The organism is Streptomyces sp. NBC_01481, assembly GCF_026339995.1.
Lineage (GTDB): Bacteria > Actinomycetota > Actinomycetes > Streptomycetales > Streptomycetaceae > Streptomyces.
In genome coordinates, this window is the sequence record NZ_JAPEPT010000001.1 from 520,628 (window position 1) to 536,371 (window position 15,744).

Annotated in this window: 15 protein-coding genes and 1 tRNA gene; 7 read left to right on the top strand and 9 right to left on the bottom strand. The window is 70.2% G+C overall.

What is annotated here, in order from left to right; all coding sequences use genetic code 11:
• Window positions 1–94: 94 nt before the first annotated feature.
• The gene (locus tag OOK40_RS02475; protein ID WP_266476116.1) at window positions 95–1,807 is read left to right on the top strand and encodes a PHP domain-containing protein; all 1,713 of its coding nucleotides are present in this window, start codon (window positions 95–97) and stop codon (window positions 1,805–1,807) included.
• Window positions 1,804–2,370 carry a hypothetical protein gene (locus OOK40_RS02480; RefSeq protein ID WP_266476117.1) on the top strand — a complete coding sequence of 189 codons (567 nt, stop codon included), beginning with the start codon at window positions 1,804–1,806 and terminating at the stop codon, window positions 2,368–2,370. Before OOK40_RS02475 ends, OOK40_RS02480 begins: the two co-directional genes overlap by 4 nt.
• 38 nt (window positions 2,371–2,408) lie before the next feature.
• Here OOK40_RS02480 and OOK40_RS02485 read toward each other — a convergent pair.
• From OOK40_RS02485 to ehuB, 6 genes are all read right to left on the bottom strand, one after another.
• Window positions 2,409–2,482 (bottom strand) — tRNA-Lys (locus OOK40_RS02485).
• Between the two features lie 85 nt (window positions 2,483–2,567).
• On the bottom strand, window positions 2,568–3,326 hold the full coding sequence (locus OOK40_RS02490; RefSeq protein WP_266476118.1) for an IclR family transcriptional regulator: 759 nt from the start codon (window positions 3,324–3,326) through the stop codon (window positions 2,568–2,570).
• A gap of 167 nt (window positions 3,327–3,493) precedes the next feature.
• Window positions 3,494–4,261, bottom strand: a complete 768-nt coding sequence (ehuA, locus tag OOK40_RS02495) for an ectoine/hydroxyectoine ABC transporter ATP-binding protein EhuA (RefSeq protein ID WP_266476119.1) — start codon at window positions 4,259–4,261, stop codon at window positions 3,494–3,496.
• Window positions 4,251–4,901 carry an ectoine/hydroxyectoine ABC transporter permease subunit EhuD gene (ehuD, locus tag OOK40_RS02500; protein WP_266476120.1) on the bottom strand — a complete coding sequence of 217 codons (651 nt, stop codon included), beginning with the start codon at window positions 4,899–4,901 and terminating at the stop codon, window positions 4,251–4,253. Before ehuD ends, ehuA begins: the two co-directional genes overlap by 11 nt.
• The gene (ehuC, locus tag OOK40_RS02505) at window positions 4,898–5,572 is read right to left on the bottom strand and encodes an ectoine/hydroxyectoine ABC transporter permease subunit EhuC (RefSeq protein WP_266476121.1); all 675 of its coding nucleotides are present in this window, start codon (window positions 5,570–5,572) and stop codon (window positions 4,898–4,900) included. The genes ehuD and ehuC overlap by 4 nt, the downstream gene beginning before the upstream one ends.
• A complete protein-coding gene (ehuB, locus tag OOK40_RS02510) occupies window positions 5,569–6,450 on the bottom strand; it encodes an ectoine/hydroxyectoine ABC transporter substrate-binding protein EhuB (RefSeq protein ID WP_266476122.1) in 882 nt (293 codons plus the stop codon). Before ehuB ends, ehuC begins: the two co-directional genes overlap by 4 nt.
• A 42-nt stretch (window positions 6,451–6,492) precedes the next feature.
• Between ehuB and OOK40_RS02515 the strand changes: the two genes are divergently transcribed.
• Window positions 6,493–6,984, top strand: coding sequence for a DUF3830 family protein (locus OOK40_RS02515; protein WP_266476123.1), 492 nt, complete (start codon window positions 6,493–6,495; stop codon window positions 6,982–6,984).
• Here the strand turns inward: OOK40_RS02515 and OOK40_RS02520 are convergent.
• Window positions 6,965–8,371: an amidase gene (locus tag OOK40_RS02520; protein ID WP_266478791.1), complete on the bottom strand. Its 1,407-nt coding sequence runs from the start codon at window positions 8,369–8,371 to the stop codon at window positions 6,965–6,967. The two genes, OOK40_RS02515 and OOK40_RS02520, sit on opposite strands and share 20 nt — an antisense overlap.
• A complete protein-coding gene (locus tag OOK40_RS02525) occupies window positions 8,355–9,317 on the bottom strand; it encodes a D-2-hydroxyacid dehydrogenase (RefSeq protein WP_266476124.1) in 963 nt (320 codons plus the stop codon). The genes OOK40_RS02520 and OOK40_RS02525 overlap by 17 nt, the downstream gene beginning before the upstream one ends.
• A gap of 137 nt (window positions 9,318–9,454) precedes the next feature.
• On the opposite strand from OOK40_RS02525, the gene OOK40_RS02530 reads away from it, so the two are divergent.
• The 3 genes from OOK40_RS02530 to OOK40_RS02540 all read left to right on the top strand — a co-directional run bounded on the left by OOK40_RS02530 (window position 9,455) and on the right by OOK40_RS02540 (window position 12,183).
• Window positions 9,455–10,297: a decarboxylase gene (locus OOK40_RS02530; protein ID WP_266476125.1), complete on the top strand. Its 843-nt coding sequence runs from the start codon at window positions 9,455–9,457 to the stop codon at window positions 10,295–10,297.
• A complete protein-coding gene (locus OOK40_RS02535; RefSeq protein ID WP_266476126.1) occupies window positions 10,294–11,031 on the top strand; it encodes a decarboxylase in 738 nt (245 codons plus the stop codon). The genes OOK40_RS02530 and OOK40_RS02535 overlap by 4 nt, the downstream gene beginning before the upstream one ends.
• Before the next feature lie 78 nt (window positions 11,032–11,109).
• Window positions 11,110–12,183: an LLM class flavin-dependent oxidoreductase gene (locus OOK40_RS02540; RefSeq protein WP_266476127.1), complete on the top strand. Its 1,074-nt coding sequence runs from the start codon at window positions 11,110–11,112 to the stop codon at window positions 12,181–12,183.
• Window positions 12,184–12,315: 132 nt separating this feature from the next.
• On the opposite strand, the gene OOK40_RS02545 is transcribed toward OOK40_RS02540, so the two are convergent.
• On the bottom strand, window positions 12,316–14,124 hold the full coding sequence (locus OOK40_RS02545; RefSeq protein WP_266476128.1) for a bifunctional diguanylate cyclase/phosphodiesterase: 1,809 nt from the start codon (window positions 14,122–14,124) through the stop codon (window positions 12,316–12,318).
• Between the two features lie 392 nt (window positions 14,125–14,516).
• Between OOK40_RS02545 and OOK40_RS02550 the strand changes: the two genes are divergently transcribed.
• The gene (locus OOK40_RS02550) at window positions 14,517–15,734 is read left to right on the top strand and encodes a M6 family metalloprotease domain-containing protein (protein WP_323136026.1); all 1,218 of its coding nucleotides are present in this window, start codon (window positions 14,517–14,519) and stop codon (window positions 15,732–15,734) included.
• The last annotated feature ends 10 nt before the right edge of the window (window positions 15,735–15,744 follow it).

Sequence of the window (15,744 nt, forward strand, 5' to 3'; positions counted from 1 at the left end):
CCGCCGTTCCGTGCTCATCCACCCATGGCACTGCGTTCACCCGCCTCCGTGATCCTCCAAGCCGCACCATCGGCAACCGGACACAGGAGCTGAGATGGGCCACAGCCACGGGCACGACCACCCGCACCACCACCACACGGACGAGGCCGGAGTCGGAGCGGTGCCGCCCGCGCTCGACACCTCCGTGCCCGACAGTGAGCTGAGCCCCGACGAACTCTCGCGCCGCTCGATGCTCCGCCGCGCAGGCCTGCTCGCCGCCGGGATCGCCGGCGCGAGTGTGCTGGGCGGCGCGACGGCCGCGGTCGCGGACGCGGACGCGGACGCCGACGGCGGGCGGCCCCGGCGCGACGGCTTCCTGTGGCTGGCGGGCGACCACCACATCCACACCCAGTACAGCAGCGACGGCAAGTACCGCGTCATCGACCAGGTGCGGCAGGGCGCCCGGCACGGCATGGACTGGCTGGTCATCACCGACCACGGCAGCGAGACGCACGCCAAGATCGGTGTGGAGAAGGTCAACCCGGACATCCGCGAGGCCCGCGAGGAGTACGAGGACACCCTCGTCTTCCAGGGCCTGGAGTGGAACATCCCGGCCGCCGAGCACGGCACCGTCTTCGTCCACCCCGGACGCAACGAGGTCGCCGTACTCAAGGAGTTCGAGACCTCCTTCGACGGCAGCCTGCGAAGCGCCGGCGACAACACCCCCGCCAATGAGGCTCTGGCCGTCTCCGGGCTGCGCTTCCTCGCCGAGCAGGTGGAGCGCCGCAAGGTCAAGGACGCGCTGATGCTCGCCAACCACCCCGCACGGCGCGGTGTCGACTCGCCGCACGAGATACGCGGCTGGCGCGACGCCACCGCGGGCGGCCGTCAGATCGCCGTGGGCATGGAGGGCGCACCGGGTCACCAGGCTGCCGGGATCGCCGCCCCGCGCGGTATGGGCCGGGCCCGCGGGTTCTACGACAACAACCCGAGCGCCAACTCCTTCGCCGGGTACCCCCTGGAGAGCTACCGCACCTGGGGCGGCTTCGACTGGATGACCGCGACCGTCGGCGGTCTGTGGGACAGCCTGCTCGCCGAGGGCAAGCCCTGGTGGATCACCGCCAACTCCGACTCGCACCAGGTGTACGGGGACACCGCCAAGCGCGGCGGCCCCGACAGCGACTTCGCCGCCAACGGCAGGCACACCGACCCCGTCTACTCCGGCGGACTCGATCTGGCCCAGGGCGACTACTGGCCCGGCCAGTACAGCCGCACCCATGTCGGCGCCGACGGATTCTCCTACGCCGCCGTCATGGACGGCATCAGGGCGGGCCGGGTCTGGGTCGACCACGGCCGCCTGATCAGCGGGCTCGACGCACGCCTCAAGGGCGGCGGGCGCTGGGCGACGCTCGGCGGCGCCCTGCACGTCAGGCGCGGCACGGAGATCGAGCTGAGCATCGAGATCGCGCTCGCCGACGGTCCCAACTGGGCGCAGTTCGTCCCGGCGCTCGCCCGCGTCGACGTCATCCAGGGCGACGTGACCGGGCCGGTCGCCGACCACGACACCTTCACCGCGCCGACCGCCAAGGTCGTGCGGTCCTTCGAGGTGAACAGGTCGACGGGCACGGTCCGGCTCGGCTACCGGCTCGGCCGGGTCGACGGCCCGCTGTACGTCAGGCTGCGCGGCACGGACGGCAAGCGCGGCGCGGTCGGCCTGGGCGGGGCGTCGGTCGACCCCGCGGGCCCGGCGCTCGACGTGGTCGGCGACGCGGACCCGTGGAACGACCTCTGGTTCTACTCCAACCCCATCTGGGTGCTGCCCGCATGACCTCGGGCCTGAGGGTGATCGGCGTCGACACGGGCTGTACGTCCCTGAGCGACGCCGATCACCTCGTCCGCGAACTCGCGCCGCCCGCCGCCGTGTTCGGCTGCACGCATCTGATCCGGGGCGGGCACCCGCATATCGCGCTCTCCTTCGCGCTGCCCTCAGAGGATGCGTACGAGGCGTTCAGGAGCATCACCGCCCGGCAGGCGGGTACCGCGTTCGGCGCTCTGCGTGAGGGGCCCGCGGACCTCGCCGCGGGGGCCGAGCGGGCAGCCGCCGAGCACGCGACCCGTACCGCCGGCCGGGCCGTGCTCTTCCCCGGCGTGGCCGCCCTGACCGGCACACTGACCGTCGGCGAGCTGTCGGCCGCCTCCGCCGTCGACGAGGTGGTCGCCCTGGGCGCACCCGGCGCCGTGGACCCCGGCGGCCGGCTGGTCACACGCGATCATGTACGGCCCGAGTGGCGGGAGGGACGGCTGGCGCTCACGGTGATGTCCGCGGTGGGCGGCAGTCTGGTGCCGTTCGAGGCTCCCGATCCCACCCCGTGCTGCGCGGACCACAAGTGAAAAAGCCCCTCGCGTGAGCGAGGGGCTTTCCCTGTCTGTGCGCCGCCAGGGACTCGAACCCCGGACCCGCTGATTAAGAGTCAGCTGCTCTAACCAACTGAGCTAGCGGCGCCTGCTGACATCGAAAATAATACCTGGTCCTGAGGGGTGCTCCTGACACCCCCCGGGGGCACCCCCGGCGGGCCCGGGCGCAGCGCCTAGATCGCCAGCGACAGCACCACCGGCGCCGCCTTGCGGTTCAGCAGATCGGCCGCCGAGCGCAGTCGGTGGGCGTGCTCGATCGGCATGGACAGCGCCAGGCACCCCACGGCCGAGCCCGCCGTCAGCGGGACCGCAGCACAGACCGTGCCCACCGCGTACTCCTGGAGGTCCAGCACCGGGACCGTCGGAGGCTGGCTGTCCAGCTTGGAGAAGAGCAGCTTCTCGCTGGTGATCGTCCGCGAGGTCAGGCGGGCGATCTTGTGGCGCGAGAGGTGGTCACGGCGGCCGTTCACATCCAGCTGGGTCAGCAGGCACTTGCCGACCGCGCTCGCGTGCGCCGCCGAGCGGAAGTCCACCCACTCGTTCACCTTCGGGGCGCGCGGGCCGTCGGCGTACTGGGTGATCCTGACCTCGCCGTCGATGTACCGGCTGATGTAGACGGCCGCGCCCACGGAGTCGCGCAGCTCGGTGAGCGTCTCCTGGATCTTCGCCTCCAGCGCCTGCTGGCGGGTGATCCCCGAGCCGAGCAGGATCAGGGAGTCGCCGATCACATAGGCGCCGTCCGCGACCTGTTCCACATAGCCCTCGCGGCGCAGCATCGCCAGCATGGGAGCCAGATGGCCGGTCGGCAGACCTGTCTCGCGTGCGATCTGGACATCGGTGACACCGCCACCGTGCTTCGAGATCGTCTCCAGGACACGCAAGACGTATTGCACCGAGTGGAACGGCGCGGTCGGCTCGGGCTTCAGCGCCACGGTTTCCCCCTACCAGGTTGTTACCGCAAGCTTCCGTACCACGATAGCGGCCAAGAGCCGTTTCCGGGGCGGCTGTTGGCGAGAATGATGGTGCGCCCCAGCCGCATAAGCTGGGGCGCATCCATTTGGCATATGCCAGGGTCACACTTATCGACCCGAGTAAATGGTCAGAGCACCGCACCGAGAAACTCGCGAGTACGTTCCTGCTCCGGCTCGGAGAAGATTTTTTCCGGCGATCCGGACTCGATGACTCTGCCCGCGTCGAACATCAGCACCTCGTCGGAGATGTCCCGCGCGAAGTTCATCTCGTGCGTGACACACAGCATCGTGATGTCGGTCGAGCGCGCGATGTCCCGCAGCACGTCCAGCACGCCGGCCACCAGCTCGGGGTCGAGTGCCGAGGTCACCTCGTCGAGGAGCAGCACCTGCGGGCGCATCGCCAGCGCCCGGGCGATCGCCACCCGCTGCTGCTGGCCGCCCGACAGCTGGCCCGGCTTCGCGTCACAGCGGTCGCCGAGGCCGACCAGCTCCAGCAACTCCTTGGCGCGCACCTCGGCCTCGTCCTTGGACATGCCGAGCACGCGCACCGGGGCCTCGGTGATATTCCGCAGAGCGGTCATGTTGGGAAAGAGATTGAACTGCTGGAAGACCATGCCGATCTGTTTGCGCGCTTCTCTGCGCTCCTTCTCGGCGGCCGGAAACAGCCGGTTCCCGTTCACCCGGATCGTGCCCTCGTCGGGCGTCGCCAGCGTCATCAGCAACCGCAGGATCGTCGTCTTTCCGGAACCCGACGGACCGATCAGCGTGACGTGTTTGCCGGGTTTCACCGAAAAACAGAGGTTGTCGAGGACGGTGTTGTCGCCGAAGCGCTTCGTCACATTCTCGAAGCGGATCAGCTCGGACGTCGTATCGGTGGGGGTGGTGTCAGCGGACAAGACGGCGCTCCAGGGCTCGTACGAGAAGGGAAGCCGGATAGGCGATGAGAATGAAGGCGATGCCGATCACGGTCAGCGGCTCGGTGTACTGGAACGTCGAGGCGCTCTCCAGCCGGGACTCCTGGAGCATCTCCAGGACGCCGATCGCGGCGAGCAGCGGCGTGTCCTTCAGCATCGCGATGACGTAGTTGCCCAGCGCTGGTGTGATGCGCCGGACCGCCTGCGGCAGGATCACCGCGATCCAGGTGCGGTGGGCGGGCAGGCTCAGCGCCGTCGCCGCCTCCCACTGACCGGCCGGCACGGCTTCGATGCCCGCCCGGTAGACCTGCGCGGTGTACGTCGAGTAGTGCAGCCCGATCGCGATCGTGCCGGTGGTCAGCGCCGAGAACTGCACGCCCCACTCCGGCAGTACGAAGTAGAGGAAGAAGAGCTGCACCAGCAGCGGTGTGGTGCGGATGAACTCCGTGATCAGGTTCACCGGCCACCGTACGAAGCGGGTCGGCGCGCGGAATCCGATCGCCCAGAGGAGGCCGAGCGTGAAGGAGATCAGCGAGCCGAGCACCAGGATCTGCAGCGTGATCAGCACGCCGTCCCAGAAGCGCGGCATGAAGTCCGCTACGGCGGACCAGTCCCAGTTCACTTCGCGCCACCTCCCGAGACCGCGACGCCGATATTCCGCTTGGTCTTCTTCTCAAGGGCCCTCATGGAGCGTGTGATGACGAAGGCGAGCACGAAGTAGATGACCAGGCTGATGGTGTAGATCTGTGCGCTCTCCTGGGTCGCGAGCCGCACCAGGTACGCCGCGAAGGAGACGTCGCCCACGCCGAGCAGCGACACCAGCGCCGTGCCCTTGAGCAGTTCCACCAGCAGATTGCAGAACGGAGGGATCATCTCCGGCACCGCCTGCGGCAGCAGGATCAGCCGCATCCGCTGCCAGGGCGAAAAGCTGAGCGCGACGCCGGCCTCGCGCTGTGCCGGGGCCACCGAGTTCAGCGCGCCGCGCACGATCTCGGCGCCGTACGCGCCGTAGGAGAGGCCAAGTGCCAGCACCGCGGCCCACATCGGGACAAGCTGCCAGCCCAGCAGCGGAGGCAGCACGAAGAACAGCCAGAACATCAGGATCAGCGCGGACGTGCCGCGGAAGATCTCGGTGTAGAAGCCCGCCAGGAAGCGGACGAAGCGGGAGCGGTGGGTGCGGGCCATACCGACGGCGAAGGCGACGAAACCGGCCAGCACCGCGCTGTACACCAGCAGTTGGACGGTGATCCAGATGCCCGGGAGTACCCAGTTCTGCCAGAGTCCGGCTGTCATCGGCACAGCTCCTCGGCAGTGAGAGCGGTCATCTCGTTCTTGGTGAAGCCGAACGGCCGCAGTATGCGGAAGAGTTCGCCGCTCTTCTTCATCTTGTGTATCTCGACGTTGAACGCGTCGCGCAGCTCGGTGTCGGTGGGGCGGAAGGCGAAACCGCCGCCGTCGATCTTCTTCTCGCCGTCCACGACGGCCGCGAACGGCTCGGTCGCCTCGGCCTTGTGGCTCTTCTTCACCACTTCGCGGGCGGTCAGCGCGGTGCCCGCGAAGACGTCGACCCGGCCCGACTCGACGGCGTTCAGGCCCGCCACCTGGTCCTGGAGGATGACGATGTCCTTCTCCGGATAACCGGCGGCGACCGCGTAGTCGATCTCCGCATAACCGGTGCCGGTGGCGAACTTCGCCTTCGCCTTCACCACGTCCTCGTAGGTGTGCAGGTTCTTGGGATTGCCCTTGCGCACGATGAAAGAGTCGAGCATCTGGTACTCGGGGTCGGCGAAGATGACCTGCTCGCAGCGCTCCTTGTTGATGTACATCCCGGCCGAGACGACGTCGAACTGCTGTGAGTTGAGCCCGGGTATGAGGGAGGCGAAGTCCGTGGCGACCGGCTGGACACTGTCGATCCCCAGCCGTTTGAAGATCACCCGGGCCAGCTCCGGAGCCTCCCCGGTGAACTCGCCCTGGTCGTCGACATAGCCGTAGGGCACCTCGCCGGCGATGCCCAGGCGCACCGTGCGCTGGGACTTGAGCCGGGCCAGCGCGTCACCCGAGGGCACCCGGCTGCAGCCTGCCGCGCCCGCGGCGCCGAGGGCACCGGCGGCAGCGGCGCCGAGCAGCACTGTGCGTCTGCGAATCGATCCTGTCAGTCTTGTACGAGCCATGGGCGCGCGGCTACCCGGCTCCCGGCTGGGTATGCGTACGAAATGGCCGACCGATATGTGACCGTAGCCCTCGACAAGCGCGGTGTGCGTTGCACCGCGAAGCTCCTCGACGACAAGGCCCCGCTCGCCTGCGCGGCCGTGTGGGAGGCGCTGCCCCTCGCGGGGGACGTGTACCACGCGAAGTACGCCCGCAATGAGATCTACGCCCTGTTCCCGGCGTTCGCGGAACAGGAGCCACCGCTGGAGAACCCGACGGTGACCCCGATTCCGGGTGATCTCTGCTATTTCACCTTCAGTGGCACGGAGTTGAGCACTGCGGCGTACGGATACGACCGTGACCTCTCCCGCCAGGTGACGGTCGATCTGGCGCTGTTCTACGAGCGGAACAACCTGCTGCTGAACGGCGACACCGGGTGGGTGCCGGGCATCGTGTGGGGCACGGTGGTGGACGGCCTGGACCGGATGGCGGACGCGTGCCAGGACCTGTGGCGCGCGGGCGCGCTGGGCGAGACGCTCAGCTTCCGGCGAGCGTAGGCCCGGGAATCGCCGCCGCTCCCGACTCGTACAGCGCGTGCGCCGCCCGCAGGACCACCGCGTCCGCGTGCCGCGGGCCGATCAGCTGGACGCCGATCGGGAGCCCGTCATCGTCGAGCCCGCACGGCACCGTCGCGGCGGGCTGCTGGGTCATGTTGAACGGGTAGGTGAACGGTGTCCACCCCGTCCAGCGCCGGTGTCCGGAGTGCGCCGGGACCTCCGCGCCCGCCTCGAACGCCGTGATCGGCAGGGTCGGGGTGACAAGCAGGTCGTACGAGGTGTGGAAGCGGCCCATCCGCCTGCCCAGCGCCATCCGGCGGTCCACGGCCGCCAGGTACTCCAGCGCGCTGTACCGCGCGCCGTGCCCGGCGATCTCCCGCAGCCCCGGGTCCAGCAGTTCGCGCTGACGGGGCCCGTAGGGCTGGAGCAGCCGGGCCGCGCCGCTGAACCACAGGGTGTGGAAGGCCTCCACCGGGTCGGCGATGTCGGGGTCGGACTCCTCGATGTACGCGCCGAGTTCCGCGAGCGCCCCGACAGCCCGCCGTACCGCGGACGCGACCGCCGGGCGCACCGCCACCTGTCCGCCGAAGGACGGCGAGTACGCGATGCGCAGCCCCTTCACACCCTCCGCCAGCGCGCCGCGCACCCCCGCCGCCGGGCCCAGATGGGACCAGTCCCGCCAGTCCTCGCCGCTGATGACGTCGAGCAGCAGCGCGGCGTCCGCCGCGTCGCGGGTCATCGGGCCCGCGTGCGAGAGCGTCCCGAAGGGGCTCGACGGATACAGCGGCACCCGCCCGTACGTCGGCTTCAGCCCGAAGACACCGCAGAAGGACGCGGGGATGCGGATCGAGCCGCCGCCGTCCGTGCCGATCGACAGCGCACCCGCGCCGAGAGCCACGGCCGCCGCGCTGCCGCCGCTGGAACCGCCCGACGTGCGCGCCGGATCGTACGGATTGCCCGTCACCCCGTGCCGCGGCGAATCGGTGACACCCTTCCAGCCGAACTCGGGGGTCGTCGTCTTGCCGAGGAAGACCGCGCCATGCGCCCGCAGTCGTGCGACGGACGGAGCGTCCTCGTCCCAGCTCCCTTGCTCGGATACGTTCTTGGAGCCGCGCAGGGTCGGCCCGCCGCGCTGCAGCAGCAGGTCCTTGACGGTCACCGGAACCCCGTCGAGCAGCCCCTGCGGCTCCCCCCGGTGCCAGCGCCCGGCGGATGCGCGCGCCTGGGCCAGTGCCTGTTCGGCGTCGACCCGGACGAAGGCATTCACCAGCGGCTGCACCACCTCGATCCGCTCCAGCGCCGCGCGGGTCGCGTCGACGGGCGTGAAGTCGCCCTTTTCGTAGCCGGCCAGGAGCTGGTGGGCGGTGAGGTCAGTCAGCGGAGACATCATGCATGGGGACGTACCCACGTTTCTTGTCCACCACGTTCGGGAACGGCTTTCCGGCCTCCCACAATTCGTACAGCTCCACGAACTGCTCCCCGAGCCGGTCGCGCCAGCCGACCGTGTCGCCGCTCATGTGCGGCGAGACGATCAGCCCCGGCACGTCCCAGAGCGGGCTGTCGGGCGTGAGCGGCTCCGAGGCGAAGACATCGAGTGCCGCGCCCGCGAGCCACCGCTTGTTCAGCGCGGCCACCAGATCGTCCTCGACGACCAGCGGCCCGCGCCCGACATTGATGAACCGCGCCGACGGCTGCATCAGACCGAAGCGCCGCGCGCCGAACATCCCGCGCGTCGCGTCGGTGAGCGGCGCGGCGCACACCACCCAGTCGGCGCGGGCGAGCAGCGGATCCAGGTCCTGGGCGCCATGGATGCCGGCGCGCTCGGTACGGCCCACGACCGCCACGGTGACACCCAGTGCCTCCAAGGTGGCGGCCACGGCCCGGCCGATGGGGCCCGCGCCGACGACAGTGGCCCGGGTGCCCGCGACCCGCAGGCCCTCGCGATGGCGCCAGCGCCGCTGCCGCTGGAGTTCCAGGGTGCCGGGAAGGTCCTTCGCCATGGCCAGGACCAGACCGGCGACGTACTCGGCGATCGGCTCCTCGAAGACTCCTCGCGCGTTGGTGACGACGGTGTCGGAAGCGATCAGTTCCGGGCAGAGCAGCCGGTCGACGCCCGCGCTCGGGGTGTGCACCCAGCGCGGACGCGGACCCTCGCCCGGCCAGGCGGCGCGTACCGCCTCGGACGTGAAGTCCCACACCAACAGCACGTCGGCGTACGGAAGTCGATCGGCCAGGGTCTGCTCGTCGGCGTACTGGACGCGGACCCGTCCGGCCAGTCGGCCGAGACGGGGCTCAGGGTCGGCCGCAAGCACCAGAAGCGTGGGTTCGGACATCAGGCGGAAGCCGTTTCGATGGGGGCACCTCCCGTGCCCGAAGGGCATACGGGGGAGTCAGAGATGTACGGATTGACCACGCTCGCACCCGAACCTAACGTCGTCAACAACGGGTCAGGGCCATAAGGGGGCCTGCTATGGATGTCTCCTTTCTCGGTGGACCACAGCCTCAGCACGGCGTCGGCGTGGTCGCCCCTTTCGACTTCGCGCTGGACCGTGAGCTGTGGCGCTGGGTCCCCGACGATGTCTCTCTGCGGCTCACCCGTACGCCCTACGTGCCCGTCGAGGTCTCCCTCGATCTCGCGCGCCTGGTGAGCGAGCACGAGACACTGCGCGACGCGGTACGGGCCCTGAGCGCATCCGAGCCCGAGGTGGTCGCCTACGCCTGCACATCGGGGAGTTTCGTCGGGGGTCTCGCCGGTGAGCGGGCGATGTGCGAGGCGATGACCGCGGAAGGGGAGGTGCCCTCGCTGACCACCTCCGGCGCCCTGCTCGAAGCACTCGACGAGCTGGGCGCCGGCCGTATCGCCCTGGTCACGCCGTACACGGAATCGGTCACCGAGGCGCTGGAGGAGTATCTCGGCGAAGCCGGGGCAACCGTCACCGGACGCGCTTTTCTCGGGCTGACCCGGCACATCTGGAAGGTGCCGTACCGGTCGGTGGTGGACATGGCGCGCCAAGCGGTGGTGGGTGCGGCCGACGCGCTCTTCATCAGCTGCACCAATCTGCCGACGTACGACGCGATCCCGCAGCTGGAGGCCGAACTGAGGATGCCGGTGCTCTCCGCGAACCAGGTGACGATGTGGTCGGCGCTGCGCCGGATCGGCGTGCACGCGATAGGTCCCTATCAGGGCCTGCTGCTTCAGCCGGAGGCGCAGGCGGAGGTGCCGCCCGCACCCCAGGCGCCGCCAGCAGAGCCCGCGCAGCCGGCCCAGCCGGCTCAGCCCGCCGGGCCCGAAGACCAGGAAGGCTGGACATGACCACGGTCGGACTCCTCTACCCCGGCCACTCCGCCGAGGACGACTACCCCCGGCTCGAGGTGCTGCTCGACAGCGACATCAGACTGCCCGTCGTCCACACCGACATCGGCGAGGACGCGCACCGCGTCGACGCGCTGCTGAGGATGGGGGCGCCGGACCGGCTCGCGGCGCGGGTCGAGGAGCTGCGGCTGGAGGGTGCGGAGTCGGTGGTGTGGGCGTGCACCAGCGGGAGCTTCGTGTACGGCTGGGAGGGCGCGCACGAGCAGATCCGCTCGCTCGCCCTGGCGGCGGGGATGCCCGCGTCGAGCACGTCCTTCGGCTTCGCGCACGCCCTGCGCGAGCTGGGCGCCCAGCGCGTCGCGGTCGCCGCGACCTATCCGGAGGACATCACGGCCCTGTTCACGGCCTTCCTCAAGGCGTCCGGGGCCGAGGTCGTGGCCGACCGGGCGAGCGGGATCGTGACGGCGGCCGAGGTGGGCACCTGGGGCCGGGACGAGGTACTGGAGCTGGCGCGCGCGGGGGACCACCCCGATGCCGAGGTCGTCCTGCTGCCGGACACAGCCCTTCACACGGCGGCGTATCTCGCGGATCTGGAGCAGGCCGTGGGCAAGCCGGTGCTCACGGCGAACCAGGTGACCGTGTGGGAGGGGCTGCGGCTGGCGGAGCGCAGGGCGTGGGTGTACGGCCCGAAGCTCGGCAAGCTCTTCCAGAAGGAGTTCGAGCCCCCCGAATAGTCGGGCACCCGGAATAAACGGAGAGGCCCTCCTGTTTGACTGCGCTGTACCCATTTTCATGCGCAGGAGGACCCACCGGTGGACGACATTCGAGGCACGGCGATCGGCACCGCACCCGTACCGCTGTCGGTACTCGACCTGGTGACCGTCGGCGTCGGCCGCACCGCGAGCGACGCCCTGGGCACCAGCGTGGACATCTCCCGACTTGCCGAGAGCCGCGGCTTCCACCGCCACTGGGTCGCCGAGCACCACTCCATGCCGGGCGTCGCCTCGTCCTCCCCGGCCGTGATCCTCGCCCATCTCGCCGCCCACACCCAGCGGATCCGCCTCGGCTCGGGCGGCGTGATGCTCCCGAACCACGCGCCGCTGGTGATCGCCGAGCAGTTCGGCACCCTGGAGGCTCTCGCGCCGGGCCGTGTCGATCTGGGCCTTGGCAGGGCACCCGGCACGGACGGCGCGACCGCGGCGGCACTGCGCCGTACCGAGCGGCTGAACGAGGGCGCGGACGACTTCCCGCAGCAACTCGCCGAACTCACCCGCTTCCTGGACGACGACTTTCCCGACGGCCATCCGTACGCCCGCATCCATGCCGTCCCCGGCCCCGTGCAGGGCCCCTCCGCCCGCCCGCCGATCTGGCTGCTCGGCTCCTCCGGCTTCAGCGCCCGGCTGGCCGGAGTGCTCGGACTGCCCTTTGCCTTCGCCCACCACTTCTCGGCCCAGAACACGGTCCCGGCGCTCGACCTGTACCGCGAGTCCTTCCGGCCGTCCGCGCTGCTGGATGCCCCGTACGCCCTGATTGGCGTCTCCGCGCTCGCATCGGACGACGAGAAGGAGGCCCGCCGCCAAGTCCTGACGGGTGCGCTGTCCATGGTCCGGCTGCGCACCGGCCGCCCCGGTCTGATCCCGACGCCCGAGGAGGCGGCTGCGTACGAATTCAGCCCCATGGAGCGGGAGTTCGTGGACAGCTGGCTGGTGAACGTCATTCACGGCACGCCGGAGGCGGTACGCACGGGCCTGGACGACCTCCAGAAGCGCACGGGCGCGGACGAGTTGATGATCACGACCAACGCGCACGGCGCCGACGCGCGGCTGCGCTCGTACGAACTGATCGCGGACGCCTACGATCTGCCGCGTGGAGTGGTTCATTCCTGAACCGCCTGCTCCCCTGGCCCTGTCTGGCGCGACCAGGGCGCGTGCTGATGTAGCCCGGGGGCGCTGCCCCCGAACCCCCGCCGGGGCTCCGCCCCGGGCCCCGCTCCTCAAACGCCGGAGGGGCTGAATCGCTCAAACCGAAAGCGCCGCCGCCCCGATCAGCTCCGCAATCCGCTCCGGCGTCACCGCCCGTGAATACAGCCACCCCTGCCCCGTATCGCACCCGATCCGCCGCAGCCGCGACGCCTGCCCCGCCGTCTCCACGCATTCCGCCGTGACCGTCAGCCCCAGCCGGTGCGCCAGTTGGACCATCGCCTCGACGATGGTCTCGTCCGCCGGGTTCGGGTGCGCCTCGTCCTGGAAGCCGCGGACAAACGATCCGTCGAGCTTCAGTACGGATACCGGCAGCCGGCTCAGGTACGCCAGGTTCGAGTAGCCCGTCCCGAAGTCGTCGATCGCGATCCGTACGCCCATGTCGCTCAGCGCCTGCAGCGCCTGGAGCGGGCGGCCCGCCGAGCCCATCACCGCCGATTCGGTGAGTTCCAGCTGCAGCAGATGCGGCGCGAGTCCCGTCTCGGCCAGGATCCCCGCCACGTCGGCGACCAGGTCGGAGTCCCAGACCTGCCGCACGGCGACGTTGACGCTCACGAACAGCGGCGGTGCCTCGGGGTGTTCCTTCTGCCACTGGCGGGCCTGGCGGCACGCCGTACGCAGGACCCACCGCCCGAGCTGGACGATCGAGCCGTCCTCTTCAGCAATTCCGATGAACCGATTCGGCGCCAGCGTGCCGAACTGCGGATGATTCCATCGCACAAGTGCCTCGACGCCCCGCGTGACCCCGTCCGCCATCCCCACCAGCGGCTGGTACTCCAGCGTGAACTCCCCGCGTTCCACGGCCGGCCGTAGTGTCGACGAAAGTGCCTGACGGGTCATCCGGTGCGCGTTGCGCTCGGGGTCGAAGAGGGTCCAGCGGGCCTTGCCGTCCGCCTTCGCCCAGTAGAGCGTCGTGTCCGCGGCCTGCATCAGGCAGGTGGCCGTGGTCCCCGAGACCGACCGTTCCACCACGCCGATCGACGCCGAGACCGAGAGCCGCTGCCCCGCCAGGTCGAACGGCTGCTGTAATGCGGCCAGTACGCACCGCGCCAGATCGGCGAGTTGTTCCGTACCGGTGGAGTCCTCGACGAGGATCGCGAACTCGTCGCCGCCCAGCCGTGCCACCAAGTGCCCGCCGCTGCGCGTATACCCGTCGCTGTCCGCGCACTCGGTCAGCCGCGCGGCGACCGCCGCGAGGAGCCGGTCGCCGACCCGGTGCCCGAGCGTGTCGTTGACCGCCTTGAAGCCGTCGAGGTCGAGGTAGCAGAGGCCGATCCGCCCGGTCGAGCCGTGGTCGTACGCCGATGATTCGAGCGCCGCCGACAGTCGCTCGAAGAACAGCGTGCGGTTGGGCAGCCGCGTCACGGCGTCGTGCATCTGGAGATGGCGCAGCCGGGCCTGGAGCTCGCGGCGGTCGCTGATGTCCGTGATGGACAGCAGCACGTTGCGGCTTTCGGGCACGGGCGCCACCGTCACCTCGGCCCACAGCGCGTGCCCGTCGGGGTGCTTGAGGCGGCGCGTACAGCGGAAGCGGGACCGTCGGCCGCGCAGCACTTCGCGGTACGCGTGCCAGGTGCGGCGGTCCGACGCCAGGTCCACGAGATCCGCGGCGAACTGTTCCCGCAGGGTCACGGGTTCGGTGCCCAGCAGCGTGGCGAGTGCCGTGTTCGCTGTGACGACGAGGCCCTCGTTGTCGACGACCGCCATCGCGAGATGGGCGGCGTTGAACGCGGCCCAGTGGTCACGCTGTTCCGCCGCGCCGACGCTGTGACGCTGTGTGACCGACGGCCGGACATTCCCGGGGACTGCGACTCCCGCGGGCCCTGTTCCTTCGGAGGTTCCGCTCACCGCTCGCTCCCGCAGTGCAGTTGTGTCGTCCAGGGTCGTACAGATGTGGTCGGGAAGAGGTCGGGAAAGTGAGCCGATCATAGAGCCACGCGCCTGGGCCGTTCCAGCGACGAGGCCCGCGAGCAGTCCCCTCCACGCCTTCGGCCGATCGTTTCTGCACAGGTCCTGGCCGGGCCCGATCCCGTTCTGACCGAATGTGACGTTCCGTGAGCCATCGGAGTGTCGCCGGGTCTCGGGTCGGTGTCGAGCCGGTGTCGGGTCGGTCACCCGGGTGGGGCAGCGGAACAGGGCGTACTACCGCAAACAAGCACAAGGTGGTTGAGGTGTCGCGCATTCCGTAGCCGGAGGTCCACGTGGAGGGTCAGCAGTCATCCGAGGGAACACCCGAGGGAGTGGAACGCGTACGTCTGCGCAGTGCCGCCGCCGCGCTCACCTCCCTCATGGCGCTCGCCGCCACATCCTTGGTCGCGGGCCCCGCGGTGGCATCCACCACGTCGGGCCCCTGCGCCCTTCCCCGCACCGCGGCGCACCACTCCCTGGGCGTGGACACCTGGAACGCCGCGTATCCGCGCCCGGCCCGGACCCTGAACGCGGTCGTGATCTTCGTGTCGTTCCCGGACCATGTGCCGGCGAACGCGCCGGAAGAGCTCGCCGCCGACCACTTCCCGGCCACCAGCACGTTCTTCACGCGCGCCTCCTACGGCAGGTTCTCGCTGCGGGCCGAACCGCAGCGCCAGTGGGTGACGATGCCGAAGGCCTCGACGGAGTACGGGATACGACGGGACTGGCGGTCCGAGCAGCGCAGCGCCTATCTGGGCGACGCGCTCGATGCCGCGGACGCGGGCGTGGACTTCTCGCGCTACGACATCGTCTATCTGGTCGCCGACCCGGATGCGCCCGGCGTGGACTCCGACGCGACGAAGGTCGTCAATCTCGACCAGCCGCTGCACGCCGACGGCACCGACATCAGCCGAGTCGTCACCGTCTTCGAACACCATCCGCCTGACCGCAATGTGCTGGCCCACGAGACCGGGCACGTCTTCGATTTGCCGGACCTCTACCACCGGCCGGTGGACGGACAGGGTGACTGGGACACGTATGTCGGCGACTGGGATGTGATGGGCAGCCAGTTCGGGCTGTCGCCGGACCTCTTCGGCTGGCACAAGTGGAAGCTGGGCTGGCTGGACCGGCAGGCCGTGCGGTGCGTCACCAGGACGGGGCTGATCACGCTGGAGCCGATCTCCGCCGCGCCCGCGCCGGGCGCGAGCCTCGGCACCCGGCTCGCGGTCGTACGCACCGGCGAGGACACGGCGCTCGCGGTCGAGGCGCGCAGCGCGACGGGCAATGACGAGACGACCTGCACGGAGGGCGTGCTGATCTACCGCGTCCAGTCCGACGCGGACTCGGGCGGCGGCCCGGTCGAGGTCGTCGACACCCATCCGGAGACGGAGGCGTGCTGGGACGAGTCGGTGTACCCGCCGCTCGCGGACGCGCCGCTGGGGGTCGGTGAGACGTTCACGATGCCGGGGGCGCCGGGGGAGCGGACGCGGGTGGAGGTGGCGGACCGTACCCGCGCGGGCGCGTGGACCGTCCGGATCTCGACGGTGTAGCCCGCGGGGC